This window comes from Amycolatopsis saalfeldensis (assembly GCF_900110575.1).
GTDB lineage: Bacteria > Actinomycetota > Actinomycetes > Mycobacteriales > Pseudonocardiaceae > Amycolatopsis > Amycolatopsis saalfeldensis.
In genome coordinates this window covers 216,663-239,700 of sequence record NZ_FOEF01000013.1, presented here as the reverse complement: position 1 = coordinate 239,700, position 23,038 = coordinate 216,663, and the positions used below count along the sequence as shown (strand labels likewise).

29 protein-coding genes are annotated in these 23,038 nt (G+C 69.9%); 23 read left to right on the top strand and 6 right to left on the bottom strand.

The features are described from left to right. Window positions 1-54: 54 nt before the first annotated feature. The gene (locus tag BMY97_RS27690) at window positions 55-408 is read right to left on the bottom strand and encodes an STAS domain-containing protein (protein WP_091621826.1); all 354 of its coding nucleotides are present in this window, start codon (window positions 406-408) and stop codon (window positions 55-57) included. Between the two features lie 245 nt (window positions 409-653). Continuing rightward, on the bottom strand, window positions 654-962 hold the full coding sequence (locus BMY97_RS27685; RefSeq protein ID WP_091621823.1) for a WhiB family transcriptional regulator: 309 nt from the start codon (window positions 960-962) through the stop codon (window positions 654-656). Between the two features lie 155 nt (window positions 963-1,117). Between BMY97_RS27685 and BMY97_RS27680 the strand changes: the two genes are divergently transcribed. The 5 genes from BMY97_RS27680 (at window position 1,118) to BMY97_RS27660 (ending at window position 4,471) form a co-directional block, all read left to right on the top strand. Further along, on the top strand, window positions 1,118-1,534 hold the full coding sequence (locus BMY97_RS27680; protein ID WP_091621820.1) for an ATP-binding protein: 417 nt from the start codon (window positions 1,118-1,120) through the stop codon (window positions 1,532-1,534). Continuing rightward, window positions 1,531-2,307 carry a SigB/SigF/SigG family RNA polymerase sigma factor gene (locus tag BMY97_RS27675; protein WP_091621818.1) on the top strand — a complete coding sequence of 259 codons (777 nt, stop codon included), beginning with the start codon at window positions 1,531-1,533 and terminating at the stop codon, window positions 2,305-2,307. The genes BMY97_RS27680 and BMY97_RS27675 overlap by 4 nt, the downstream gene beginning before the upstream one ends. 72 nt (window positions 2,308-2,379) lie before the next feature. Then, on the top strand, window positions 2,380-2,799 hold the full coding sequence (locus tag BMY97_RS27670; RefSeq protein ID WP_091621815.1) for an ATP-binding protein: 420 nt from the start codon (window positions 2,380-2,382) through the stop codon (window positions 2,797-2,799). A 51-nt stretch (window positions 2,800-2,850) separates the two neighbouring features. Further along, entirely contained in the window at window positions 2,851-3,831 is a 981-nt protein-coding gene (locus tag BMY97_RS27665; RefSeq protein ID WP_091621813.1) for an aldo/keto reductase, read from the top strand. A 4-nt stretch (window positions 3,832-3,835) separates the two neighbouring features. Next, complete coding sequence (locus BMY97_RS27660) at window positions 3,836-4,471, top strand: nitroreductase family protein (protein ID WP_091621810.1); 636 nt, start codon at window positions 3,836-3,838, stop codon at window positions 4,469-4,471. Here the strand turns inward: BMY97_RS27660 and BMY97_RS27655 are convergent, their stop codons facing one another. From BMY97_RS27655 to BMY97_RS27645, 3 genes are all read right to left on the bottom strand, one after another. After that, window positions 4,472-5,230, bottom strand: a complete 759-nt coding sequence (locus tag BMY97_RS27655; RefSeq protein ID WP_091621807.1) for a 3D domain-containing protein — start codon at window positions 5,228-5,230, stop codon at window positions 4,472-4,474. Between the two features lie 110 nt (window positions 5,231-5,340). Then, the gene (locus BMY97_RS27650; protein WP_091621804.1) at window positions 5,341-5,994 is read right to left on the bottom strand and encodes an alpha/beta fold hydrolase; all 654 of its coding nucleotides are present in this window, start codon (window positions 5,992-5,994) and stop codon (window positions 5,341-5,343) included. A 9-nt stretch (window positions 5,995-6,003) separates the two neighbouring features. After that, window positions 6,004-6,663, bottom strand: a complete 660-nt coding sequence (locus BMY97_RS27645) for an HNH endonuclease family protein (protein WP_091621802.1) — start codon at window positions 6,661-6,663, stop codon at window positions 6,004-6,006. A gap of 172 nt (window positions 6,664-6,835) precedes the next feature. Here BMY97_RS27645 and BMY97_RS27640 point away from each other — a divergent pair, with 172 nt between their 5' ends. The 17 genes from BMY97_RS27640 to hypB all read left to right on the top strand — a co-directional run bounded on the left by BMY97_RS27640 (window position 6,836) and on the right by hypB (window position 19,778). After that, window positions 6,836-7,903 carry an SEL1-like repeat protein gene (locus BMY97_RS27640; protein ID WP_091621799.1) on the top strand — a complete coding sequence of 356 codons (1,068 nt, stop codon included), beginning with the start codon at window positions 6,836-6,838 and terminating at the stop codon, window positions 7,901-7,903. A gap of 227 nt (window positions 7,904-8,130) precedes the next feature. Next, window positions 8,131-8,751: a D-sedoheptulose-7-phosphate isomerase gene (locus BMY97_RS27635; protein ID WP_091621796.1), complete on the top strand. Its 621-nt coding sequence runs from the start codon at window positions 8,131-8,133 to the stop codon at window positions 8,749-8,751. Next, on the top strand, window positions 8,748-8,984 hold the full coding sequence (locus BMY97_RS27630; RefSeq protein ID WP_245787521.1) for a HypC/HybG/HupF family hydrogenase formation chaperone: 237 nt from the start codon (window positions 8,748-8,750) through the stop codon (window positions 8,982-8,984). Before BMY97_RS27635 ends, BMY97_RS27630 begins: the two co-directional genes overlap by 4 nt. Before the next feature lie 20 nt (window positions 8,985-9,004). Further along, window positions 9,005-9,691 carry a D-sedoheptulose-7-phosphate isomerase gene (locus BMY97_RS27625; protein ID WP_091621791.1) on the top strand — a complete coding sequence of 229 codons (687 nt, stop codon included), beginning with the start codon at window positions 9,005-9,007 and terminating at the stop codon, window positions 9,689-9,691. 17 nt (window positions 9,692-9,708) lie between these two features. After that, complete coding sequence (locus BMY97_RS27620) at window positions 9,709-10,737, top strand: NADH-quinone oxidoreductase subunit B family protein (RefSeq protein ID WP_425425337.1); 1,029 nt, start codon at window positions 9,709-9,711, stop codon at window positions 10,735-10,737. Between the two features lie 13 nt (window positions 10,738-10,750). Further along, window positions 10,751-12,547 carry a nickel-dependent hydrogenase large subunit gene (locus tag BMY97_RS27615; protein ID WP_091621786.1) on the top strand — a complete coding sequence of 599 codons (1,797 nt, stop codon included), beginning with the start codon at window positions 10,751-10,753 and terminating at the stop codon, window positions 12,545-12,547. Further along, complete coding sequence (locus BMY97_RS27610) at window positions 12,547-13,080, top strand: NifU family protein (RefSeq protein WP_091621783.1); 534 nt, start codon at window positions 12,547-12,549, stop codon at window positions 13,078-13,080. Before BMY97_RS27615 ends, BMY97_RS27610 begins: the two co-directional genes overlap by 1 nt. Next, entirely contained in the window at window positions 13,077-13,694 is a 618-nt protein-coding gene (locus tag BMY97_RS27605) for a DUF5947 family protein (RefSeq protein ID WP_177231580.1), read from the top strand. The genes BMY97_RS27610 and BMY97_RS27605 overlap by 4 nt, the downstream gene beginning before the upstream one ends. Further along, on the top strand, window positions 13,687-14,325 hold the full coding sequence (locus BMY97_RS27600) for a DUF6084 family protein (protein WP_091621780.1): 639 nt from the start codon (window positions 13,687-13,689) through the stop codon (window positions 14,323-14,325). Before BMY97_RS27605 ends, BMY97_RS27600 begins: the two co-directional genes overlap by 8 nt. Then, window positions 14,322-15,638, top strand: coding sequence for a hypothetical protein (locus BMY97_RS27595; RefSeq protein WP_091621778.1), 1,317 nt, complete (start codon window positions 14,322-14,324; stop codon window positions 15,636-15,638). Before BMY97_RS27600 ends, BMY97_RS27595 begins: the two co-directional genes overlap by 4 nt. Further along, window positions 15,635-16,132 (top strand): hydrogenase maturation protease, encoded by a 498-nt coding sequence (locus BMY97_RS27590; RefSeq protein WP_091621775.1) that lies wholly within the window; start codon window positions 15,635-15,637, stop codon window positions 16,130-16,132. The genes BMY97_RS27595 and BMY97_RS27590 overlap by 4 nt, the downstream gene beginning before the upstream one ends. A 1-nt stretch (window position 16,133) precedes the next feature. Then, window positions 16,134-16,241, top strand: a complete 108-nt coding sequence (locus BMY97_RS49645; RefSeq protein ID WP_425425336.1) for a DUF6893 family small protein — start codon at window positions 16,134-16,136, stop codon at window positions 16,239-16,241. 2 nt (window positions 16,242-16,243) lie between these two features. Then, a complete protein-coding gene (locus BMY97_RS27585) occupies window positions 16,244-16,516 on the top strand; it encodes a HypC/HybG/HupF family hydrogenase formation chaperone (RefSeq protein WP_091621771.1) in 273 nt (90 codons plus the stop codon). A 10-nt stretch (window positions 16,517-16,526) separates the two neighbouring features. Then, complete coding sequence (hypD, locus tag BMY97_RS27580; RefSeq protein WP_091621766.1) at window positions 16,527-17,654, top strand: hydrogenase formation protein HypD; 1,128 nt, start codon at window positions 16,527-16,529, stop codon at window positions 17,652-17,654. Beyond that, the gene (gene hypE / locus BMY97_RS27575; RefSeq protein WP_091621761.1) at window positions 17,651-18,727 is read left to right on the top strand and encodes a hydrogenase expression/formation protein HypE; all 1,077 of its coding nucleotides are present in this window, start codon (window positions 17,651-17,653) and stop codon (window positions 18,725-18,727) included. Before hypD ends, hypE begins: the two co-directional genes overlap by 4 nt. Then, on the top strand, window positions 18,728-19,057 hold the full coding sequence (locus BMY97_RS27570) for a hydrogenase maturation nickel metallochaperone HypA/HybF (protein WP_091621756.1): 330 nt from the start codon (window positions 18,728-18,730) through the stop codon (window positions 19,055-19,057). A 1-nt stretch (window position 19,058) separates the two neighbouring features. After that, the gene (hypB, locus tag BMY97_RS27565; protein WP_091621751.1) at window positions 19,059-19,778 is read left to right on the top strand and encodes a hydrogenase nickel incorporation protein HypB; all 720 of its coding nucleotides are present in this window, start codon (window positions 19,059-19,061) and stop codon (window positions 19,776-19,778) included. Here the strand turns inward: hypB and hypF are convergent. Further along, a complete protein-coding gene (hypF, locus tag BMY97_RS27560) occupies window positions 19,702-21,978 on the bottom strand; it encodes a carbamoyltransferase HypF (RefSeq protein ID WP_091621747.1) in 2,277 nt (758 codons plus the stop codon). The two genes, hypB and hypF, sit on opposite strands and share 77 nt — an antisense overlap. A gap of 279 nt (window positions 21,979-22,257) precedes the next feature. Between hypF and BMY97_RS27555 the strand changes: the two genes are divergently transcribed. Further along, window positions 22,258-23,031 (top strand): nitroreductase/quinone reductase family protein, encoded by a 774-nt coding sequence (locus BMY97_RS27555; RefSeq protein WP_177231579.1) that lies wholly within the window; start codon window positions 22,258-22,260, stop codon window positions 23,029-23,031. The last annotated feature ends 7 nt before the right edge of the window (window positions 23,032-23,038 follow it).

Below are 23,038 nucleotides of genomic sequence, written 5' to 3'. Positions count from 1 at the left end.
GCTCATCCCCCAGGTCGACGACGGAATTCAGGTCCGCGGCGACCGTAGCGGGGATCAGGCGGGCGGCTCCTCCGACACGCTCAGGTGTTCGGCCACGCCCGTGAGTTCGATGACTCGGCTCACGGCGGAACTGGGCACCACCGCGAGCTCGACGTCCTGCTCACGGGCCTGCCGCTGGGCGTGCAGGACCACGTTCAGCGCCGAGGAGTCGAAGAAGGTGACCCCGGTCAGATCGGCCACCACGCGCTGCGAGCTCTTGTCCGCGATCAACCCGGCCAAGGCCTCTTGCAGCTGCGGGCTGGTGAGCAGGTCGAGCTCTCCGATGACCACCACCCTCGGCTCGTCGGCCCTGGTGTCCAGCGTGATGCCGAACCCGGGCGGGGTGGCGTTCTGGTCGGCTGCGGGCATGCAGTTTCTCCTAGTCAGGCGCTGCTGCTGCGCCGGTACGCGCCTGTTGTCTCAAGCGGCAACCGTGTCACGGTTCCAGGCATCTGGAGACTCAACCCTAACCCAGCCTGCGGGCGTGCCCGCGACGGCCGCCACCTGTCCCGGGGACCGGTACGCACAGGGCGGGCGTCGACGCCGAACGGCCCGGACACACGTCTGCCCGCGTGCCGGACCGGCACGCGGGGCGTAGGCGTTTCGGGGGTGGTCTAGTGCGTGGAGACCGTCTTGCGCTTCGCGCGACGCTGCCGCAGGAACAGCTCGCGGCGCTCGATTTCACCGAGGCCGCCCCAGATGCCGTACGGCTCCTGGACGGTCATCGCGTGCCGGCGGCACTGCGCCAGCACGGGACAGGTCTGGCAGATCGCCTTAGCCCGCGACTCGCGCCGCTCGCGGGCGGACCCGCGCTCGTTGTCGGTGTGGAAGAAGAGGCTGCTGTCCGCGCCGCGGCAGGACCCTTGCAGCTGCCACTCCCACTCTTCGGACACCACGTTGGGCAGCCGGCTCACGTCAGCCATCTCGTCCCCACTTTCACCGGGATCAGCTTCTCCGACCGCTTACATGCCCGCCGGTCGCGCGAATCAAACCCGGGTTTGGTTTGCTCACACCCCGGGCATCTCGTGGCCGGGCAGCAGGAGGACACGGCCGTTGTGCGCCGGAGAGAGGACAGCACGTGGAGGAGAACGCCCCGCTCGATCGGGAAGACGCCCAGCTCATCGAGGTCCGGACGGCGGCGATTCCGCACGTGGTGCCCACCCTGCGCACCATCGTGGCCGACATCGCGATGCGGCAGGACTTCGACCTGGACGCGGTCGAGGATCTGCGGATGGCCGTGGACGAAGCGTGCTCGATGCTGCTCCCGTCGGCCGCCGACGGGAAGCTGACCTGTGTGTTCTCGTGGATCGAGGGGCGCATCGAGGTCACCGTCTCGGTGCTGTCCGACGCGGCGGACCACGCGGACGCGACCGGTCTGTCCTGGCAGCTGCTCTCCGCGCTGGCCACCTCGGCCCGGCGCACCGTGACGCCGGTCGACGGCGGTTACCTTTCCCGGATCCAGCTCGTGCGGGAGAGCGAGGCGGCCCGCTCGTGACGAACCCCGCCGAAGGCGACGGGTCCACCGATGTGGCGTCGCTGTTCGACGAGCTGGCCGGGCTGCCGGACGGCTCGCCGCGCCGTGAGGAGATCCGGGACCAGCTCGTGCGCGAGCACCTGGAGCTGGCGCGCAACCTGGCCCGGAAGTTCCGCAACCGCGACGAGGCGATGGACGACCTCGTGCAGATCGCGACCGTCGGGCTGATCCACGCCGTCGACCGGTACGACCCCACGCAGGGCACCGACTTCCTGGCCTTCGCCGTGCCGACGATCTCCGGCGAGCTGCGCCACCACTTCCGCGACAACAGCTGGTCGGTGCGGGTGCCGCGGCGGCTCAAGGAGCTGAACGCGAACATCTCGGCCGCCCGCGAGGAGCTGACCGTGCGGCTCTCGCGCGCGCCGCGCCCGAGCGAGATCGCGCACCACCTCGGCGTGCCGATGGAGGACGTCTACGAGGGCCTGCGCGCGGGACAGGGCCGTTACGGCGCCTCGCTGGACAACCTGCTGGAGAACTCGGCCCACACGCGCTTCGGCGCGCCGGACTCGAACCTCGGGCAGGCGGAGCTGCGGGAGGCCCTGCGGCCCATGCTGGAGAGCCTGCCGGAGCGGGAGCGCAAGATCGTCGCGCTGCGCTTCGGCTCGGGGATGAGCCAGTCGGACATCGCCCGCCGGGTGGGGGTTTCGCAGATGCAGGTCTCGCGTTTGCTGGCGGCGACACTTAAGAAACTGCGGACGGGATTGGTCGAGACTGACATCACCGAAGGCACTTGATTCGACGGCCACCCGGCTGGGTAGTTAGCCGGTGCGAGAAACTGACGGACAGGTCGGGAGGTGTGGACGCCCATGACGACGTCGAGGATGCGGACGCGGGCCACGGCGGCACCCATCACCGTGCGCCTGGCGCTCCCGGACGACATCACCGCGCCCGCCATCGCCCGCAGCGTGGTCCGCGAAGCGCTCACTGACCTCGGGGTGGACGAGAACTCGCGGGACGACGTGCTGCTGGCGACCTCCGAGCTGGTGACCAACGCGTTCGAGCACGGCGAGCGGCCGGAGCGGCTCGAGCTGCGCTTCACCGACGGCCAGCTGGTGGTCTCCGTGTTCGACGCGGGCACCGAGTTGCCGCAGCTGAAGGAGCCGTCGCCGGCGGCGGCCCGCAGCCGTGGCCTGCAGCTGGTACACGCGCTGTCGCAGCTCTGGGGCTACGAGGCCTGCGACAGCGGCAAGTACGTGTGGGCGACGTTCGCCATCCCGAGTTTGTGAGTGGCGGCGCCGGAACGCTCGCGGGCGACCGGGCGGCCTAGGATCGCCGCCATGGAGACGCGCAAGATCAGCCGGCTCGGGCGTGAGGTTTCCGCCGTGGGGCTGGGCTGCTGGCAGCTGGGCGCCGACTGGGGCGCCGTGGACGAAGCCGACGCGATGGCGGTGCTGCACGCGGCCGCCGACGAGGGCGTGACGTTCTTCGACACCGCCGACGTCTACGGAGACGGCCGCAGCGAGACGCTGGTCGGCCGGTTCCGGGCGGAACGCTGCGACAGCGTCTTCGTCGCCACCAAGATGGGCCGCCGGCTCGAGCAGGTGCCGGAGAACTACGTCGCGAAGAACTTCCGCGAGTGGAACGACCGGTCCCGCCGGAACCTCGGGATGGACACCCTCGACCTGGTCCAGCTGCACTGCCCGCCGACGCCGGTGTACTCCTCGGACGCGGTTTACGACGCGCTGGACGAGCTGGTCGACGAGGGCCGGATCAAGGCGTACGGCGTCAGCGTCGAGACCTGCGACGAGGCGCTGGCCGCGCTCGCCCGGCCGAACGTGGCGTCGGTCCAGATCATCCTGAACTGCCTGCGGCTCAAGCCGTTGGAGCGGGTGCTGCCCGCCGCCGTGGAGACCGGCGCGGGGATCATCGCGCGGGTGCCGCTCGCCTCGGGGCTGCTGTCCGGCCGCTACTCCGCGAGCACCACCTTCGGCAGCGACGACCACCGAACCTTCAACCGTCACGGCGAGGCGTTCGACGTCGGCGAGACGTTCTCGGGCGTCCCGTTCGACGTCGGGCTGGAGGCCGTGGAACGGCTGCGCGGGCTGGTGCCGGAGGGGCAGACGGTCGCGCAGTTCGCGCTGCGCTGGATCCTCGACCAGCTGGGCGTCAGCGTGGTCATCCCGGGTGCGCGCAACCCGGAGCAGGCGCGCGGCAACACCGTCGCGGCCGGGCTGCCGCCGCTGCCGGAGGAGGCCGCCGCCGGCGTGCGCGCGACCTACGAAGAACTCATCCGCCCCCTCGTCCACGACAAGTGGTGAGCCGGTGAACCCCGAAGAACTGCTGACCACCACCCGCACCGTCCGCAAGCGGCTCGACCTCGAGCGGCCGGTGCCGATGGAGCTGATCGAACAGGCGCTGACCATCGCGCTGCAGGCGCCCAGCGGCTCGAACCGCCAGGAATGGCAGTGGATCGTGGTCACCGACGTCGATCAGCGCGCGGCCATCGGCGAGCTGTACCGGCGCGCGACGTACGCGTACATGGCGTCCTCGGGCTTCGCGGGCAAGCTGTTCGCCGACGACCCGACGCGCGCCCCCGTGCAGCAGCGCACCGGCGGCAGCATCGAATACCTCGCCGACCACATGGGCGACGTGCCGGTGCTGCTGATCCCGTGCCTGAAAACCGGGTCGGCGACGCTGCCGGACGGGAACCAGGCCGGGATGTGGGCTTCGCTGCTGCCCGCGGTGTGGAGCTACATGCTGGCCGCGCGCTCGCTCGGGCTCGGCACGGCGTGGACCACGCTGCACCTGAACCACGAGCGGGAGGCCGCGGAGATCCTCGGCCTGCCGGACGACGTCCACCAGGCCGCGCTGATCCCCACGGCGTACTACACCGGCGACACTTTCAAGCCGGCCGCGCGCCGTCCCCTCTCGGAGGTCCTGCACGTCGACCGGTGGTGATCACTCGACGGTCAGGGTCAGGCCCTGCACGCCCCAGTCGTTGGCCTGCGAGCCGGGCAGCCACACGTCGACGATGTCGTCCTTGATCCAGCTGCCGATGTCAGCGGCGTAACAGTGCCCGTAACCGGGGACGAAAAACCTTGTCCCCCAAGGGATGTTGCGTGCGTCCACGGCACAGAAGCCGGGGCCGGCGTTGTAGCCGAGCGCGGTCTGGGCGACGTCGTTGTACGAGGTCACCTTGTAGTTCAGCGTGGTGCCCTTGGCCATGGCGTACGGCGTGAGCTGGTTCGAGCCGTCCAGGCGGTAGGCCGTGGAGATCTGGCCGAGCGAGCCGGGGGTGTTGTCCTCCGCGGTCATCGCGTAGAGCTGGTAGTTCGCGTTCTGGCAGGGGCTGGCGTCGGTGACCAGGAAACTCGCCTGGCCCCAGTCGCTGATCCACTGCAGGGCCTGGCCGTTGCGGAACGCGCGGTAGGCGACCGCGCCGGGCACGCGGGCGAAGGTGAACGTGACCTTGCCGTCCGCGCCCAGCCCGCCGCTCACGCCGGTGGGCGCGGGCAGCCGTCCGCTCACGTCCACCGGGTCGACGAGCGGGCCGGGCCCGTGGCCGCCGGTGATGGGCCGTTCGGGGATCGGGCCGGTGTAGAAGTGCTGGCACGCGGGAAGATCGGCGGCCTGCGCGGTGGCGACGGGCACGGTGACCAGCGCGCCGAGCGTGAGCGCGACGGCACCGAAGACTCGGAAAAGGGATCTGACGGGCATGGTGAAAACCTCCAGGTGGACCGGGGTGGAGGAAACACGCGGCGGGGACTCGACGGTAGGCAGCCCGGGCGCGGCCCGTCAATCGGTCTAGACCATTTGGAGGCTCGGCATTACCGCAGGGCGGCGAAGTACCCTTCGAGCCGTTCGGCCAGCTCCACCGGACGGCTCAGCAGGACCATGTGGGAGCCGCTGATCTCGTCCGGCGTGATCCCCAGGCGCGCCTTCGCGACGTGCCGCTGCAGGTCCGGTGGGAAGAGCCGGTCTTCGCGGCAGAGCAGCGCCCGCGTGGGGAGGTCGGGCAGCGCGGCGAGCGGCCACGGGTCGTCCCACTCGGCGCTGCGCTGATCCCGTCCGCGGGCGATGTTCTCCTCCGCCAGCTCGGCCGGCACGTCGCCGAGGAACTGCTCGACGACGCTCAGCTTCTCACTCGGCGAGGTGTAGCCGGAGTTCTCCCACCACTGCCCGGGCGTCTCCCCCGGCGCGGGCACCATGCCGGCGACGAAAACGAGCAGCCGCGCGTCCAGCCGGTCGGCCACCAGCGGCGCGGTGAACCCGCCGTAGGAATGCGCGACCACCACGACATCCGCGCGCTCTCCGACCTCGGACACCACGGCGTCACGGAAGTCGGCCAGCTTCGCCGCGGGGTCCTCGATCGGCAGATCGGGCGCGACGACGTCGTGCCCCCGCCGCCGCAGCTCGGCACCGACCAGATGCCAGTCCCAGCCGCTGCCGCCGCCTCCGTGGATCAGCACGAATGTCGCCATCGGGCCAGCTTAGGCGGGGCAGCGCCGCAGCATGTCCGTCAGCGCGGTTTTCTCCGCCGTGGTCACGGTGAGGGCGTAGTAGTGCTTGACCGTGATCCAGTCCGTCGCGTAGGTGCACCAGAACGAGACCAGCGGCGGCTTCCACTCGTCCGGCGCCTTGTCGCTCTTCTGCTGGTTCAGGTTGTCCGTGACGGCGAACAGCTGCGGGCGAGTCAGGTCGTTCGCGAACTGCTCGCGCTTGTCCTGCGGCCAGTCGCGCGCACCGCTCGCCCAGGCCTGGCCGAGCGGGACCATGTGGTCGATGTCGACGTCGCCGGGCTTGGTCCAGGTCGCGCCGTCGTAGACGCTGAACCAGGTGCCGGACGTCGGGTTGCAGTCGGCGCCGGCCTTGATGTCCTTGCCGTCGCGGTTGAGGACCAGCTCGCGGGTGTTGCAGTTGTGCCCCTGGTTGTCCCAGTGCGGGAATTTCTCACGGGAGTAGCCGGTCATCGAGCCGCGGTCGGCGATCTTCAGCTCCGCCAGCTGTTTCGTCGCGTCGCCCGCACTGGCCGGCGGCGGCGAGGAGGGCTCCGCGTCGACGCCCCTTCCGGCGTACCAGAATCCCGCGATCGCGACGGCGAGAACCACGACGAGCAACAGGATCCGCTGGGTGGGGAGCTTCCGGGCCATGGCGCGCGAGGGGTCCTCTCGACGGGGGCGGGAGCGGCAGTATGCCGGGCCGCGCGGCGGCGTCGGCGCAGAAACTCCCGGCCGCCGCCGAACGTGTCCGGGGCCACCTGTCACGCAAACCGCGTGCCGAGCGACTACGAGGTGGGGACCCAGCTCGAAGGGAGCGTCGCCGATGTCCGGGCGGCTACGGAAGTGGAACACGCGGGTCGACGACTACCTGCAGCTGAAGGCCGCCGAGGGCGGGAACCTGGTCGCCATGACCCGCGTCGCGGCGGCCCTGCGCGAGCGCGGCGAGCTGGTCGAGGCCGAGTCCTGGTACCGCCGGGCGGCGCTGGGCGGCGACCGCGTCGCGATGACCGTGCTGGCCCACCTGCTCACCGACCGGGGCGCCCACGAAGAAGCCGAACGCTGGTACCACGAAGCCGCGCTGGCCGGTGATCCGCGCGGAATGGTCGGGCTGGGCCGTTCCTTCGAACGCCGCGGCCGGCTCGAGGACGCGGAGTACTGGCTGCGCGCGGCCGCCGAAACCGAGGAAACCGAGGCGATGGCCGCGCTCGGCCACCTGCTCGCCGAACGCGGCCGCGCCGACGAAGCCGAGGACTGGTGCCGCCGCGCGGCGAGCGCGGGCAACACCGCCGCGATGCTCGACGTCGGCCTCGTGCTGCGTGGGCGGGGCCGGCAGAGCGAGGCCGCGCGCTGGTGGCGTGAGGCCGTCGACGCGGGCGACCTCGCGGGCACCTGCCTGCTCGGCGGCCAGGCGGAGCGCTTCGGCCGCACCAAGGACGCGGAAGCGTGGTACCGCCAGGGCGCGACGGGCGGCAATGTCGAGGCGGCCGTCCGGCTGGGGCTGCTGCTGCACCGTCGCGGCGAGGTCGACGAGGCCGAAGCCTGGTACCTCGACGCGGCCGAGGCCGGTGACATCGCGGCGATGACGAACCTCGGCGTGCTGGCCCGCAACCGCGGCGACGACGGCGAGGCCGCGGCCTGGTACCGCAAGGCGGCCGAGCACGGCAGCGTCCCGGCGATGACGAACCTCGGCCACCTCGCCGAGGCGCGCGATGACCTCGCACAGGCCGAGAAGTTCTTCCGCGCCGCGGCGGAAACCGGCGACGTGCAGGGCATGCTCAGCCTGGCCCGGATGCTGCACGGCCGCGGCTCCGTCAACGAGGCCGAAACCTGGGTCGCCCGCGCCCAGGAAGCCCGCGCCGAACAAGCCCCGGGCGAACGCGACCGGGCCTGAGGCTGCCGTCCCCCACTCGGTGCGAATTCCCGCGGCCGGCCGCGCCGCTCGGCCACCGCGGCGTGAGTTCCCCTGACCAGGCAAGAAAAAGATCATTCGCGTACCCGCCCGGCCGGGTACCGCGGGCAGGCGTCCCGATCTATCAAGTGATCCTATTGTGTGACTCACTTCACAGATCTACGCTAGAGGCCTTGCTCCCACCACTGAGCGCACAGGGAAGAGCCGCGATGTCGTGGTCTCCGAAGAGCGCGGACGGGGTCGCGGCATTGTTCGAACGCCGCGTCGCCCCCGTGTACGACCTGGCCGAACAGGCCGGCGCCGTGGCCGACGCGTGTCACGGGATGGCCCAGCGCTTCCACCGCGGCGGGAAGCTGGTGGTCTTCGGCAACGGCGGGCCCAGCACCGACGCGCAGCACGTGGCCGTGGAGTTCGTGCACCCGGTGATCGTCGGCAAGCGGGCGCTGCCCGCGATCTCGCTGACCGCCGACGTCGCCACGCTCACCGGCGTGGCCAACCGCGTCGGGCTGGCCGAGGTCTTCGCGCACCAGATCCGGTTCCTCGCCGAGCCCGCGGACATCGCGCTCGGCATCTCCGCCGACGGCGAGTGCGAGAACGTCCGCCGCGGCCTCGAAACCGCCCGCGACCTCGGCCTGCTGACCATCGCGCTGACCGGCGGGGACGGCGGGGCCATCGCCGTCACCCCCGGGATCGGCCACGTGCTCGTCGCGCGGTCCGCCGACCCGCTGGTGGTCAAGGAAGTGCACGTGACGGCGTACCACATTCTGTGGGAGCTGGTGCACGTCTTCTTCGAACATCCCGGCGTGCTCGCACCGGAGGTGGCGTCTTGAACGCGCCTGACGCCGACAGAGCACCGGTCCCCGTCTGTCACGACGGGGTGTGCATCACGTGTTCCGACACCGCAGTCGAAGTGACCGTAGTCGAACTCCTGGACCTCGGGTTCGCAGTCGTGGATACCGGCTCCGGCCGGGAAGAGGTGAGCGTGGCACTGGTTTCGGCCGGTGTCGGCGACCGAATCCTGGTACACGCCGGCGAAGCCATCGCGCGTCTGGAGAACCCCTAGTCCGCTAGGAGATGAGCGCCATGACACGGGGAAAGCCCGTGGGCGCCAGTGGTCTCGAGGAGCTGTACCCGTTCCTGTACGCGGGTGCCAGTGACGTCGAGGCCGTGCTCACCCAGGTCCGTCAGTCCACAGTAGACAAGGCTCGCGAGATCATCGAGCTGCGCGCGAGCGTGCTCGAATCGGACGGCGAGCGGCTCTGGGCCTGCGCCCGCGACCTGGCCCGCGCGTTCGCGCGCGGCGGCAGGCTGCTGGTGTTCGGCAACGGCGGCAGCTCCACCGACGCGCAGGACCTCGCCAGCCTGTTCCTTTCCCCAGCCGGGGACGCGCGCCCGCTGCCCGCGTTCGGCCTCACCAACGACATCGCCGTGGTGACCGCGCTGAGCAACGACATCGGGTTCGACGTCGTGTTCGCCCGGCAGGTCGCCGCGTTCGGCCGCGCCGGCGACATCGCGGTCGGCCTGTCCACCAGCGGGAACTCGGCGAACCTGCTGGCCGCGTTCGACGAGGCCGCCCGCCGCGGCCTGCTCACCGTCGGCATCGCCGGCTACGACGGCGGGAAGATGGCCGAGCTGGACAGCATCGACCACCTCTTCGTCGTGCCGTCGCCTTCGGTGCACCGCATCCAGGAAGCCCAGACCACCCTTTACCACGCGCTGTGGGAGCTGACCCTCGGCGCGCTCGACGACCTCGAGGGGCCACAGCCGTGACGCATACTCAGGAAGAAGTGAAACCCATCCACATCCTGTGGATCAACGCCGGACTGTCGTGCGACGGCGATTCCGTCGCGCTGACCGCGGCCACCCAGCCCAGCATCGAGGAGATCGTCCTCGGGGCGCTGCCCGGCCTGCCGAAGATCGCGGTCCACTGGCCGCTGATCGACTTCGAGTGCGGGCCGGACAAGGGCGCGGACACCTTCATCGAATGGTTCTACAAGGCCGATCGTGGTGAGCTGGAACCGTTTGTGCTGGTCATCGAGGGCTCGATCCCGAACGAGGCGATCAAGTCCGAGGGCTACTGGTGCGGCTTCGGCAACAACCCGGAGACCGGCCAGCCGATGACCACCAGCGAGTGGCTGGACCGGCTGACGCCCAAGGCCCTCGCGGTCGTCGCGGCCGGGACCTGCGCGGCGTACGGCGGCATCCACGCCATGGAGGGCAACCCGACCGGCGCCATGGGCGTGCCCGATTACCTTGGCTGGGACTGGAAGTCCGGCGCCGGCATCCCGATCGTCTGCATCCCGGGCTGCCCGACGCACCCGGACAACTTCTCCGAAACACTGACCTACCTGCTCTACCAGGCGGCGGGCCAGGCCCCGATGATCCCGCTGGACGACCACCTCCGTCCACAGTGGCTCTTCGGTGCGACCGTGCACGAGGGGTGCGATCGAGCCGGGTACTACGAGCAGGGCCAGTTCGCCGACACCTACGACTCGCCGAAGTGCCTGGTGAAGCTGGGCTGCTGGGGCCCGGTGGTGAAGTGCAACGTGCCCAAGCGCGGCTGGATCAACGGCGTCGGCGGCTGCCCGAACGTCGGCGGCATCTGCATCGGCTGCACCATGCCGGGCTTCCCGGACAAGTTCATGCCGTTCATGGACGAGCCGCCGGGCGCGCACGTTTCCTCGCTGGCCAGCGGCGCGTACGGCTCGGTGATCCGGCGGCTGCGCAAGATCACCGAGCGCAAGGTCGACCTGGAGCCGAAGTGGCGGCACACGGGCAAGCAGCTCGAGACCGGCTACCGCTCCTCTTGGCGCTGAAGGGACTGGGGACATGACACAGACACAGAGCGGCAAGAACGTCAGCACCAAGGGCAAGACCGAACTCGTCGAGATGGCCTGGGACCCGATCACGCGCATCGTCGGCAGCCTCGGCATCTACACGAAGATCGACTGGGCGCAGAAGAAGGTGGTGGAGTGCCACAGCACGTCCTCGGTCTTCCGCGGCTACAGCATCTTCATGAAGGGCAAGGACCCGCGCGACGCGCACTTCATCACCAGCCGCATCTGCGGCATCTGCGGTGACAACCACGCCACCTGCTCGGTCTACAACCAGAACATGGCCTACGGCGTGCGCCCGCCACACCTCGGCGAGTGGATCATCAACCTCGGCGAGGCCGCCGAGTACATGTTCGACCACAACATCTTCCAGGAGAACCTGGTCGGCGTCGACTACTGCGAGAAGATGGTCGCCGAGACCAGCCCCGGGGTGCTGGAGCTGGCCAACCGCACCGAATCACCGCACGCCGAGCAGCACGGCTACCGCACCATCGGCGACATCATGCGCTCGCTGAACCCGCTGGAGGGCGAGTTCTACCGCGAGGCGCTGCAGGTCAGCCGGTCCACCAGGGAGATGTTCTGCCTGATGGAGGGCAGGCACGTGCATCCGTCCACTTTGTACCCCGGCGGCGTCGGGACCATCGCGACGGTGCAGCTGTTCACCGACTACCTGTCCCGGCTGATGCGCTACGTCGAGTTCATGAAGCGCTGCCTGCCGATGCACGACGACCTGTTCGACTTCTTCTACGAAGCCATCCCCGGCTACGAGGAGGTCGGCCGCCGCCGCATCCTGCTCGGCTGCTGGGGCAGCCTGAACAACCCGGAGTACTGCGACTTCACCTACGAGAACATGGAGGCCTGGGGCCGGAAGATGTTCGTCACGCCCGGGGTGGTCGTCGACGGCAAGCTGGTCACCACCAGCCTGCTCGACATCAACCTCGGCATCCGGATCCTGCTCGGCTCGTCCTTCTACGAGGACTGGGAGGGCATGGACAAGTTCGTCACGCACGACCCGCTCGGCAACCCGGTCGACTCGCGGCACCCGTGGAACCAGCACACGATCCCGCGGCCGCAGAAGCGCGACTTCGACGACAAGTACTCGTGGACGATGTCGCCGCGCTGGTTCGACGGCAAGGACCACCTCGCGCTCGACACCGGCGGCGGCCCCATCGCGCGGCTGTGGACCACGGCGCTGGCCGGCCTGGTCGACACCGACTACGTGAAGTCCACCGGGCACAGCGTGGTGATCAACCTGCCGCGCACCGCGCTCAAGCCCGAGGTCACCTTCGAGTGGAAGATCCCGAAGTGGAGCAACGCGCTGGAGCGCAACCGCGCGCGGACGTACTTCCAGGCCTACTCCGCCGCGGTCGCCCTGCACTTCGCCGAGCGCGCGCTGGCCGAGGTCCGCGGCGGCAACACCAAGACGTGGGAGCCGTTCAAGGTGCCCGACGAGGGCGTCTCGTGCGGGTTCACCGAGGCCGTGCGCGGCGTGCTCTCGCACCACATGGTGATCAAGGGCGGCAAGATCGCGAACTACCACCCGTACCCGCCGACGCCGTGGAACGGCAGTGTCCGCGACTCCTTCGGCACCCCCGGCCCGTACGAGGACGCCGTGCAGAACACGCCGATCTTCGAGGAGAACACGCAGGAGAACTTCAAGGGCATCGACATCATGCGCGCGGTCCGCAGCTTCGACCCGTGCCTGCCCTGCGGCGTGCACATGTACACCGGCAAGGGCAAGACGCTGGAACGCATCCACACCCCGCACGCGTTCGGCGGAGAGGTGGGCTGATGACCGACGTCGGGCAGGTCGGCGAGCGCATCGACCGGTTGCTCGGCGAGCTCTCCGGCGAGGACGCGGAGGTCGCCGAGGACCTGGTCCACACCCTGCTGGAGTTCTACGGCGAGGGGCTGGCCCGGATCGTCGACGCGGCCGGGCCGCAGCTGGTCGCGAAGTTCGCCGAAGACGAGCACATCGCCGGCCTGCTGGTCCTGCACGACCTGCACCCGAAGACGACGCTGGAGCGCGTCACCGAAGCGCTCGACAAGGTGCGGCCGTACCTCGGCTCGCACGCCGGTGACGTCGACATCGTCGGCATCACCGGCGAGGGCGTGCTCCAGCTGCAGCTGATGGGGACGTGCGACGGCTGCCCGTCCTCGACCGTCACGGCGAAGTACGCCATCGAGCGGGTGGTCCGCGAGGCGGCGCCGGAGATCTCCGACGTGGTCGTCGAGGGCGTGGTGCCCGAGCCGACCGGCCCTGGTGGACGGCCGCTGCTGCCGCTCGAAGCGCTGGAGTGCCCGGTCCCGGTGGAGCAGGCATGACGGGCGGCCTGCGCCGGTTCCTCCAGCCCGCCGTGCGGCCCGCGCCCGGCGAGCGGTGCGAGCTGTGCACGGAACCGGTCGGGGCCGGCCACGGGCACGTGATCGACCTGGAGTCGCGGGCGATCATGTGCACCTGCCGGGGCTGCTACCTGCTGTTCACGCACACCGGCGCGGGCGGCAAGCGGCACCGCGCGGTGCCGACGCGGTACCTGCACGCGCCGCGCTTCCCGGCGGGCTCGGCGCTGTGGGAGTCGGCGGGGGTGCCGGTGCGGATGGCGTTCCTGTTCCACAACTCGGTGCAGGAGCGCACCGTCGCGTTCTACCCGAGCCCGGCCGGCGCGACGGAATCCTTGCTGCCACTGGACACCTGGACCGAATTGCTCGCCACGCAACCGGCGTTCGCCTCGATCGCGCCCGACGTCGAGGCGCTGCTGATCAGCAAGCACGACTTCGGCTACGAGTGCTTCCTGGTGCCGATCGACGCCTGTTACGAGCTGGTCGGCCTGGTCCGGCTGCACTGGCGCGGCTTCGACGGCGGCGGCGCGGCCCACGAGGCGATCGACGGGTTCTTCGCGGACCTGCGCGAACGCAGCGAGGTCGTGGCCGATGGCTGAACTCACCTTCGACTGCATCGACGTGCAGCCCCTGAAGTATGCGGCCTCGCCCACGCTGGCGTTCACGCTGCGGGTCACCGAGCTGACCGCACAACCGGTGTACGCACTGGTGCTGCGGGTGCAGCTGCGGATCGAGCCGCAGCGGCGGCGGTACTCCGACGGGGAGTCCGAGCTGCTGACCGATCTGTTCGGCGACCCTTCGCGCTGGGGCGAGACGCTGAAGCCGTTCCAGTTCGCCGCCGTCTCCGCGGTGGTGCCGGGGTTCACCGGCACCACCGAGTTCGTGCTCGAGGTGCCGTGCAGCTACGACCTGGAAGTGGCCGCGGGCAAGTACTTCCACGCGCTGGCCGACGGGGTCGTCCCGCTCGCGCTGCTGTTCAGCGGCACCGTGTTCGGCAAGGGCGGCCCCGGGTTCTGGGTCGAGCCGGTGCCGTGGCACGTCGAGGCCGAGGTCCGGATGCCGATCACCGCGTGGGACGGGCTGATGGATCGGTACTTCCCGCACGTCGCCTGGCTCAAGCTGCACCGGGACACCATCGACGAGCTGCTGAAGTACAAGGCGCGCCACGCGATCCCGACCTGGGACGCGGCGATGGAGAAGCTGCTCGGCTCGGCCGGTGATCCGCCGTGACCGCCGTCGGGGACCAGGCCCGCGCGGTCGGCGACGCGGTGCTGTACGAGGGCTACCTGCTCTACCCGTACCGCGCGTCGGCGGGCAAGAACCGCGTCCGCTGGCAGTGGGGTGTGCTGATGCCGCCCTCTTACGCCGACGACGCGCGCGGCGAGTACGCGACTTCGCACACGGAGTGCCTGCTGGAACCGCGCTCGCACACGGTTTTGCACATCAAGCTGCGGTTTCTTCAGGCGCAGCAACGATTGGCGCACGACGGCGAGGAGTTCGTCCCGGCGATGACCGCCGCCGGCACCGAGTACACGACCTGGGACGAGGCCGTGGAGCGCGAGATCGACTTCGTGCTGCCCGCGGCCGAATTGCTCGCGCAACCCGTCGAGACGCCGTTCGCCGTGCCGGGCGGGGAGGAGCCCGAGGACGTCGGCGACGGCTGCTCGCTCGTCCGGCGTTCGCAGGAGCTGAGCGGGGTGCTGACCGCTCGGCTCGACTCGCTCGACGGCCCGTTCGGCGGCGCCCGGCTGCGGCTCGACCTGCGCAACACCAGCCCGTGGACCGCCGCGGACCCGACCCGGGAGACGGCGCTGCGGCACGCGCTGCTGGCCGCGCACCTGATCCTCTCGGTCGACTCCGGGCACTTCCTCTCGATGCTCGACCCGCCGGAGTGGGCGAAGCCGGCCGTCGAGTCCTGCGTGAACGAGCGCGTCTGGCCGGTCCTGATCGGGAGCACCACCCAGAGCCCGGTGATGCTCGCGTCGCCGATCATCCTGTACGACGACCCGGCGATCGCCGCCGAGAGCGCGGGCGAGCTGTTCGACGGCACCGAGATCGACGAAATCCTCACCCTGCGCACGATGACCCTCACCGACGAGGAGAAACGCGAGGCCAGGGCCACCGACCCGCGGGCGGCGTCGATCGTCGACCGGGTCGACGAGATGCCGCAGGAGCTGCTCGACCGGCTGCACGGCACCGTCCGCTACCTGCGTTCGGTGACCGGGGAGCCGCGGCCAGATCCGGTAGTTCCGTGGTGGGACCCGGGGGCGGACGCGTCCGTCTCGCCGGAGACCGACAGCGTGGTGGTCGCGGGCGCGCGCGTCGCGGCCGGCTCACGCGTGCGGCTCCGGCCGAACCTGCACGGCACCGACGCCCAGGACATGTTCCTCACCGGTTTGGCCGCCACCGTGCGCGCCGTGCTGTCCGATGTGGACGGATCGACGCACGTGGCCGTGACCGTGGACTCCGACCCCGCCGCGGAACTGCAGAACGCGCACGGCCGGTTCCGCTACTTCTCCCCCGACGAGCTGGAGCCGTTATGAGACCTCGCGTGCTGGTGGCCGGCATCGGCAACATCTTCCTCGGCGACGACGGGTTCGGCGTCGAGGTGATCACCCGGCTGGAGCAGGCCGAGCTGCCGGACTGGGTGCAGATCGCCGACTACGGCATCGCCGGCATGCACCTGGCCTACGACCTGCTCGGCGGCTACGACACCACGATCCTGCTCGACGCGACGCCGCACGGCCAGCCGCCCGGCACGTTGTCGCTGATCGAAGCGGACCTGGACGACCTGGCGAAGGCGCCGTCGATCGACGCGCACGGAATGCAGCCCGAGGCCGTGTTCCGGCTGCTGCGGCTGCTCGGCGGCGACGCCGGGCGAGTGCTGATCGTCGGCTGCGAGCCGGGGAACGTGGAGCCCGGCATCGGGCTCTCCGAGGAAGTACAGGCGGCCGTGCCGGCGGCGGTGCGCGCGGTGGCGGAACTGGCGTGGGGCACCGCCTCACGGCTGCCGGACGGACAGAAGACGGAGGTCTGACATGTTCAAGCGATTCCTGCTGTTGCTCGTGCTGGTGGGCGGGGCGGCCTGGTTCGCCCGGCTGGTCGAACCGGACGTCCGGCGGTACCTCGAGATGAGCCGGATGTAGCCGTGTGCCTCGGGATTCCGGGCGAGATCATCGAGATCAGCGAGGAGCGGCCGGACCTCGCGAAAGTCTCGGTCAGTGGGGTGAAGCGGACGATCAACATCGGCCTGCTCACCGACGACCCGCCGGTGCCGGGCGAGTGGATCCTCATCCACGTCGGCTTCGCACTGTCCAAAATAGACGAGGCCGAGGCCGCCGCGGCCATGGAGTTCCTCGAGAGCATCGGGAAGGCCTACGAGGACGAGATCGCCGCCTTGCTCGAATCGCGGATCGAATAGGAGCCAGCTGATGCGTTTCGTCGACGAGTTCCGGGACGCGGACAAGGCGCGCGCGCTGTCCGCGAAGATCACCGCGCTGTGCGAACCGGGGCGCGTGTACAAGTTCATGGAGGTGTGCGGCGGGCACACGCACACCATCTACAAACACGGCCTGGAGGACTACCTGCCCGAGAGCGTGCAGCTGGTGCACGGCCCGGGCTGCCCGGTGTGCGTGATCCCGATGGGCCGGATCGACGACGCCATCCACATCGCCCGCCAGCCCGGGGTGCTGATGACCTCGTTCGGCGACATGATGCGGGTGCCCGGCTCCGGCGGGAACTTCTTCGACTCCAACGCCGAGGGCACCAATATCCGGATGGTCTACTCGCCGCTGGACTCGCTGAAGATCGCGCGGCAGAACCCGGACCTGCGGGTGGTGTTCATGGCCATCGGGTTCGAGACGACCACCCCGTCCACCGCGATGACGCTGCTGCGCGCGGCCTCCGAAGGCCTGGAGAACTTCTCCGTGTTCGCCAACCACGTGACCATCATCCCGGCGATCAAGGCCATCCTCGACTCCCCCGACCTGCGGCTCGACGGCTTCATCGGCCCGGGCCACGTGTCCACGGTGATCGGCTGCCGGCCGTACGAGTTCATCGCGCGCGACTACGGCAAGCCCGTGGTGGTGGCCGGGTTCGAGCCGCTGGACATCCTGCAGTCCATCTACATGCTGATGGTGCAGCTGTCCGAAGGTCGCTCCGAAGTCGAGAACCAGTACTCGCGCGTGGTGCCCTGGGACGGGAACCTGGTGGCGCTCAAGGCGATCAACGAGGTGATGGAGCTCCGGCCGTACTTCGAATGGCGTGGACTCGGCTTCATCACGCACTCGGCGATGCGGGTGCGCGAGAAGTACGCGGCCTTCGACGCCGAGCGGATCTTCGAGGTGCCCGGCATCCGGGTCGCCGACCCCAAGGCGTGCCAGTGCGGCGAAGTGCTCAAGGGCGTGCTGAAACCGTGGGAGTGCAAGGTTTTCGGCACCGCGTGCACCCCGGAGACGCCGATCGGCACCTGCATGGTCTCGCCGGAGGGCGCCTGCGCCGCGTACTACAACTTCGGGCGGTTCAGCCGTAAGCGGGTGCGGGAGGCGAGCCAGGTATGACCACGACCGAGCGGGAACAGCAGGTGCTCGACCGGATCGAGCGTGCCCGGCGACGGCGTGCGAAGGTCCGCGAGGAGCGCATCACGTTGTCACACGGCTCCGGTGGCAAGGCGACGCACACGTTGATCGAGGCGGTGTTCCTCGACGCGTTCCGCAACCCGCTGCTGGAGCCGATGGAGGACGCCGCCGCGCTCACCATCGGCGGGGCGAAGCTGTCGCTGACCACGGATTCGTACGTGGTGTCACCGCTGTTCTTCCCCGGCGGCGACATCGGCGACCTGGCCGTGAACGGCACGGTGAACGACCTCGCCGTCTCCGGCGCGCGGCCGCTGTACCTGACGGCGGGCTTCATCCTCGAAGAGGGCTTCCCCGTCGAGGACCTGCTGAAGATCGTCGAATCGATGAGGTCGGCGGCGCTGGCGGCGGACGTGCAGATCGTCACCGGCGACACGAAGGTGGTGCAGCGCGGGAAGGCCGACGGCGTGTACATCAACACCGCCGGCGTCGGCGTGTCCATCCGGTCCGGGCTCGGCGTCGCCACGGTGAAGCCGGGCGACGCGGTGCTGGTCTCCGGCCCGATCGGCGACCACGGCGTCACCATCATGCTGGCGCGCGGTGAGCTGGACATCGACGCCGACCTGGAGTCGGACACCGCGCCGGTGCACGAACTGGTGGCCGGGCTGCTGGCGTCGGTGCCGGGCGTGCGCGCGATGCGCGACGCGACCCGTGGCGGCGTCGCGACGATCCTCAACGAGGTGGCTCGCTCGGCGGAGGTCGCGGTGGTGATCGACGAGAACGCGATCCCGGTCCGCGAGGAGGTCCGGGGCGCGTCGGAGCTGCTCGGCATCGACCCGCTGTACGTCGCGTGCGAGGGCCGGATCGTGGTCATCGTCGACGGTGCCCAGGCCTCGGACGCGTTGGCGGCGCTGCGTTCGCACCCCTTGGGCGCGGACGCGGCGGTGATCGGCCGGGTCGCCGACGACCCGCCGGGGCTGGTGCTGCTGAACACCGCGTTCGGCGGCACGCGGATCGTCGACATGCTGGTGGGCGATCCGCTGCCGAGGATCTGCTAGATGCACGAGATGTCGATCACCCAGAGCGTTGTCGACGCCGTCGTCTCGCGGCTCGGCGACGTCGCGGTGCGGAGCGTGCGGCTGGAAATCGGGCGGCTGTCCGGCGTGGTGCCGGACAGCGTCCGCTTCTGCTTCGACGTGCTCTGCACGGGAACGGCGCTGGAGGGCGCGGCACTGGAGATCGACGAGCCGCCGGGCCGCGCCGCGTGCCGGGACTGCGGCTGTGAGTTCGGCATCGACTACCCGATCCTGCTCTGCCCCTGCGGCAGCGCGAACGTCGAAGTGCTGGCCGGGCGCCAGCTGCGCATCAAGTCCGTGGAGGTGGCCTGACATGTGCGAAACCTGCGGCTGTTCGGACGACGCGGTCGTCCACCACGAGGGGCACAGCCACACCGTGGTGCTGGAACAGGATGTGCTGGCGAAGAACGACCACCTCGCCGGGCACACCCGGCAACGGCTGCGTGACCAGGACGTGTTCGCGATCAACCTGATGAGCTCACCCGGCGCCGGGAAGACCACGCTGCTGGAACACACCGTGCGCGCGCTGGGCGACGAACTTCCGTTCGCGGTGGTGGAGGGCGACCAGGAGACGCAGCTGGACGCGTCGCGGATCAAGGCGACCGGCGCGCCCGTCGTGCAGATCAACACCGGCGCCGGCTGCCACCTCGACGCGACGATGCTGGACAACGCGCTCGACACGCTCGCCGTCGTGCCCGGGTCGGTGCTGTTCGTGGAGAACGTCGGCAACCTGGTCTGCCCGGCGCTGTTCGACCTCGGCGAGGCCGCGCGGGTGGTGATCCTGTCCGTCACCGAGGGGCCGGGCAAGCCGCTGAAGTACCCGCACATGTTCGCGTCGACGGATCTGGTGCTGCTCAACAAGATCGACCTGCTGCCGTACGTGGACTTCGACGTCGCTGAGTTCAACCACGATCTGGGGCACGTCAACCCCCGCGCCCGGGTCCTGGAGCTGAGCGCTACCCGCGGTGACGGGCTGGACTCGTGGTACTCGTGGCTTCGCGCGCGGCTGCCACTGCGACCTGCCCTAAGCTGATCCCGCCGTCGTTCGCCGGCACTCGGGAGTGGGTGATCACTCGGAAACCCTTGTGGTGCAGGGAATCTATCGTTCGGTCGAGGAGCAGGGCGTTTTGGAAGACGCCGCCGGAGAGGGCTACGGTTTCGGCTGTTCGGAGTTGCTCACAGACGCGGGCGACGACGTCGGCGATGCTGTTGTGGAATCTTGCGGCGATGATCGGTCCCGGGGTTTTGTTCTGCTGGTCCTCTGCGACGGCGCGGATTATGTCTACTGTGGACACTTGGTTTCGGTCGATGCTCACGGGGTAGGTGCCGCGTTCTTCGGGGTCGGCCAGCTGCTCCAGCTCCACGGCGGCCTGGCCCTCGTAGTTCACGCAGTCGCGCACGCCGAGCAGTGCGGCGACGGCGTCGAAAAGCCTGCCTGCGCTGGAGGTCAACGGTGAGTTCAGTCCGCTGCGGGCCATTTTGACGACGTCGTCCCAGTGTTCCTCGTGCCTGGTTTTGAGGTCTTCCGCTGTGATTCCGGCGGCGTCGAGGTGGGCCGCCGCCATGCGCCACGGCTCGCGGACGGCCGCGGCGCCACCCGGCATCGGCACGGTCTGGAGGTGGCCGACGCGCTCGAACCCGGCCAGGTCCGCGAGCAGGAACTCGCCGCCCCAGATCGTGCCGTCGGTGCCGTAACCGGTGCCGTCGAAGGCGACGCCGAGGACCGGGCCGTCCTCGCCGTTGTCGGCCAGGCACGAGGCGATGTGCGCGTGGTGGTGCTGGACGCCGACGTGCTCGACGCCTTCGAGGTCGAGCGCGTACTTCGTGGACAGGTACTCGGGATGCAGGTCGTGCGCGACGACGGCCGGGGTGACGTCGAACAGCTCCCGCCAATGCCGGATGCCCTCGGTGTAGGACTTGAGCGTCTCGTAGTTCTCGAGGTCGCCGATGTGGTGCGAGACGAACGCGTGGTCGTCTTTCGCCAGGCAGAAGGTGTTCTTCAGCTCGGCGCCGCAGCCCAGCACGTGCCGCGGGACTTTCCGGTGGAGCGTGACGGGCTCGGGCGCGTACCCCCGCGAGCGGCGCTGCAGCTGCACGCGCCCGCGGACGGGGCGGACCACGGAGTCGTCGGTGCGGGTGTGGATGGCGCGGTCGTGGGTGAGGAAGGCGTCGGCGATGGTTTTGAGGCGGTTCAGAGCGTCCTCGTCGCGGTAGACGATGGGCTCGTCGGAGACGTTCGCGCTGGTCAGCACGATCGAGCCGCCGAAGTCGCCGAGCAGCAGGTGGTGCAGCGGGGTGTAGGGCAGCAGCACGCCGATTTTTCTGTTCCGAGGCGCGACGGCGGTCGCGAGGGGACCATTCGCGACGCGCGGGAGTAACACGATCGGGCTACGGCGGCTGGTCAGGAGCCGTTCGCCGATTTCGCCCGGCGCCACGACCTTCCGGGCGGCCGCGAGATCGGGGACCATGATCGCAAACGGTTTGTCCTCCCGGTGCTTCCGCCCGCGCAAGGCGGCGACGGCACTTTCGCTTTCCGCGTCTACAGCAAGGTGGTATCCGCCCAGTCCCTTGATCGCCACTACCGCGCCCGCCCGCAGCGCGTCCACTGTGGACTTAAGTGGGGTTGTCCCGTCCGGTTCTCGTCGCTCTTCGTGGAACCACAGCTTCGGCCCGCAGACGGGGCAGCACACCGGCTGTGCATGGAACCGCCGGTCGCCGGGGTCCTCGTACTCCCGTCGGCAGCCGGCGCACATCGGGAAGCCGGCCATGGTCGTGAACGGCCGGTCGTACGGCACGCCGCGCACAATCGTGAAGCGGGGCCCGCAGTTCGTGCAGTTGATGAACGGGTACCGGTACCGTCGATCGCCGGGATCGCGCAGCTCGGCGAGGCAGTCGGCGCAGGTCGCGCTGTCCGCGGAGACGAGCGTTGAGACCTGCCCGCCGGCCGGGCTGTCGACGATGCTGAAGACCGGCTGCACATCGTCGGCCACCGCCATCGGGGTCACCCGCACGTCGTCGACCACCGCCAGTGGTGGCGCCTCTTCCCGCAGCGCGAGGACGAACGCGTCGACGTCCGCCGAGGGCCCCTCCACCTCGGCGAACACCCCGGCCGCGTCGTTGCCGACGAAGCCGGACAGCCGCAGCCGCCGCGCGAGCCCGTGGGCGAAGGGCCGGAACCCCACCCCCTGCACCACCCCGCCCACCCGCACCGCGACCCGCACCCGCCGGTCCATCAGCCCAGTCTGCGCCCCGGCGGCCCAGAGGGGAAGCGGCCGGCACAAACGTGCGACACCACGGGTCCGTTCGATCGACCCTCACCGCCGAGGCGATGCGCCTTGCCCGTCTTCCGGATTCCGTGCTAATTTCGTCGCGCGCCCCGGATGGGCCTACGCATGGAGGTACCGGCTACTCAGCCACCACGGAGTCCGGATTCCCGGATTTTCCCGCAATCGTTGTCACCCCAAGGGTTTCCCGGGTTTCAGCGCGCTCTCCTCCATGTAGGGAAGAAACATATGGATCTCATCACCACTTTTCGCGAGCATCCCGAGCGGATGCCGGGCCTGGCCGTACTGACCACCACTGGCGCGAAAACGGGGCTACGCCGGGAAAGTCTGCTCGGCTATCTCGAATTCGACGGCACTGGCGTGGTCGTCGCGTCCGCTGCCGGAGCGGCGCGGAACCCGGATTGGTTCCACAACATTCGCAGCAATCCGCGTGTCACGGTCGAAACCGGCGACACCACGTACGACGCGTACGCGGGCATCCCACCGGCTCCGGAACGCGACAACCTCTTCGCGCGTGTCGTCGAGGCCGCGCCCGGGTACGCCGAATACCAGGCGAAGGCCACCCGCGTGATTCCCGTGGTCGTCCTCCACCGGCTCGACCGGGTGAAGGGCATGGGCGACTGGCTCGTCGAGGTCCACCGCTGGCTGCGTGACGAGCTGAATTCCCTGCGCGCACAGGCCATCGACGGTGCGGTGAGGCTTTCGCCACCGGACCTGCGCGCGCATTGCGCCGGCTTCTGCACCGCGCTGGCCCGCCACCACGGTGGCGAGGACGCCGCCACCTTCCCGATGCTCGCCGAGCGTTTCCCGGCCCTCGCAGCGGAACTGGCCGAGCTCACGGCGCAACACACCACCGTGGCCCGTATCCAGCGGGAGCTGCGGGCGGCCGTCGACGTCGCCGAGCTGGACCGTCTGGCCGCCGAGCTGGACGCTCACTTCGCCCACGAGGAGCGCACCGTGGTGACGGCCCTCAACGCGATCGCCGACGCCCCGCCCGGCTGACCACAGT

What these genes read in the sequence shown, in the direction of transcription:
- BMY97_RS27690 (WP_091621826.1), bottom strand. Translation starts at nt 408, where the DNA reads ATGCCCGCAGCCGACCAGAACGCCACCCCGCCCGGGTTCGGCATCACG.
- BMY97_RS27685 (WP_091621823.1), bottom strand. Translation starts at nt 962, where the DNA reads ATGGCTGACGTGAGCCGGCTGCCCAACGTGGTGTCCGAAGAGTGGGAG.
- BMY97_RS27670 (WP_091621815.1), top strand. Translation starts at nt 2,380, where the DNA reads ATGACGACGTCGAGGATGCGGACGCGGGCCACGGCGGCACCCATCACC.
- BMY97_RS27665 (WP_091621813.1), top strand. Translation starts at nt 2,851, where the DNA reads ATGGAGACGCGCAAGATCAGCCGGCTCGGGCGTGAGGTTTCCGCCGTG.
- BMY97_RS27655 (WP_091621807.1), bottom strand. Translation starts at nt 5,230, where the DNA reads ATGCCCGTCAGATCCCTTTTCCGAGTCTTCGGTGCCGTCGCGCTCACG.
- BMY97_RS27650 (WP_091621804.1), bottom strand. Translation starts at nt 5,994, where the DNA reads ATGGCGACATTCGTGCTGATCCACGGAGGCGGCGGCAGCGGCTGGGAC.
- BMY97_RS27645 (WP_091621802.1), bottom strand. Translation starts at nt 6,663, where the DNA reads ATGGCCCGGAAGCTCCCCACCCAGCGGATCCTGTTGCTCGTCGTGGTT.
- BMY97_RS27640 (WP_091621799.1), top strand. Translation starts at nt 6,836, where the DNA reads ATGTCCGGGCGGCTACGGAAGTGGAACACGCGGGTCGACGACTACCTG.
- BMY97_RS27635 (WP_091621796.1), top strand. Translation starts at nt 8,131, where the DNA reads ATGTCGTGGTCTCCGAAGAGCGCGGACGGGGTCGCGGCATTGTTCGAA.
- BMY97_RS27625 (WP_091621791.1), top strand. Translation starts at nt 9,005, where the DNA reads ATGACACGGGGAAAGCCCGTGGGCGCCAGTGGTCTCGAGGAGCTGTAC.
- BMY97_RS27615 (WP_091621786.1), top strand. Translation starts at nt 10,751, where the DNA reads ATGACACAGACACAGAGCGGCAAGAACGTCAGCACCAAGGGCAAGACC.
- BMY97_RS27610 (WP_091621783.1), top strand. Translation starts at nt 12,547, where the DNA reads ATGACCGACGTCGGGCAGGTCGGCGAGCGCATCGACCGGTTGCTCGGC.
- BMY97_RS27605 (WP_177231580.1), top strand. Translation starts at nt 13,077, where the DNA reads ATGACGGGCGGCCTGCGCCGGTTCCTCCAGCCCGCCGTGCGGCCCGCG.
- BMY97_RS27600 (WP_091621780.1), top strand. Translation starts at nt 13,687, where the DNA reads ATGGCTGAACTCACCTTCGACTGCATCGACGTGCAGCCCCTGAAGTAT.
- BMY97_RS27590 (WP_091621775.1), top strand. Translation starts at nt 15,635, where the DNA reads ATGAGACCTCGCGTGCTGGTGGCCGGCATCGGCAACATCTTCCTCGGC.
- BMY97_RS49645 (WP_425425336.1), top strand. Translation starts at nt 16,134, where the DNA reads ATGTTCAAGCGATTCCTGCTGTTGCTCGTGCTGGTGGGCGGGGCGGCC.
- hypD (WP_091621766.1), top strand. Translation starts at nt 16,527, where the DNA reads ATGCGTTTCGTCGACGAGTTCCGGGACGCGGACAAGGCGCGCGCGCTG.
- hypE (WP_091621761.1), top strand. Translation starts at nt 17,651, where the DNA reads ATGACCACGACCGAGCGGGAACAGCAGGTGCTCGACCGGATCGAGCGT.
- BMY97_RS27570 (WP_091621756.1), top strand. Translation starts at nt 18,728, where the DNA reads ATGCACGAGATGTCGATCACCCAGAGCGTTGTCGACGCCGTCGTCTCG.
- hypB (WP_091621751.1), top strand. Translation starts at nt 19,059, where the DNA reads ATGTGCGAAACCTGCGGCTGTTCGGACGACGCGGTCGTCCACCACGAG.
- hypF (WP_091621747.1), bottom strand. Translation starts at nt 21,978, where the DNA reads ATGGACCGGCGGGTGCGGGTCGCGGTGCGGGTGGGCGGGGTGGTGCAG.
- BMY97_RS27555 (WP_177231579.1), top strand. Translation starts at nt 22,258, where the DNA reads ATGGATCTCATCACCACTTTTCGCGAGCATCCCGAGCGGATGCCGGGC.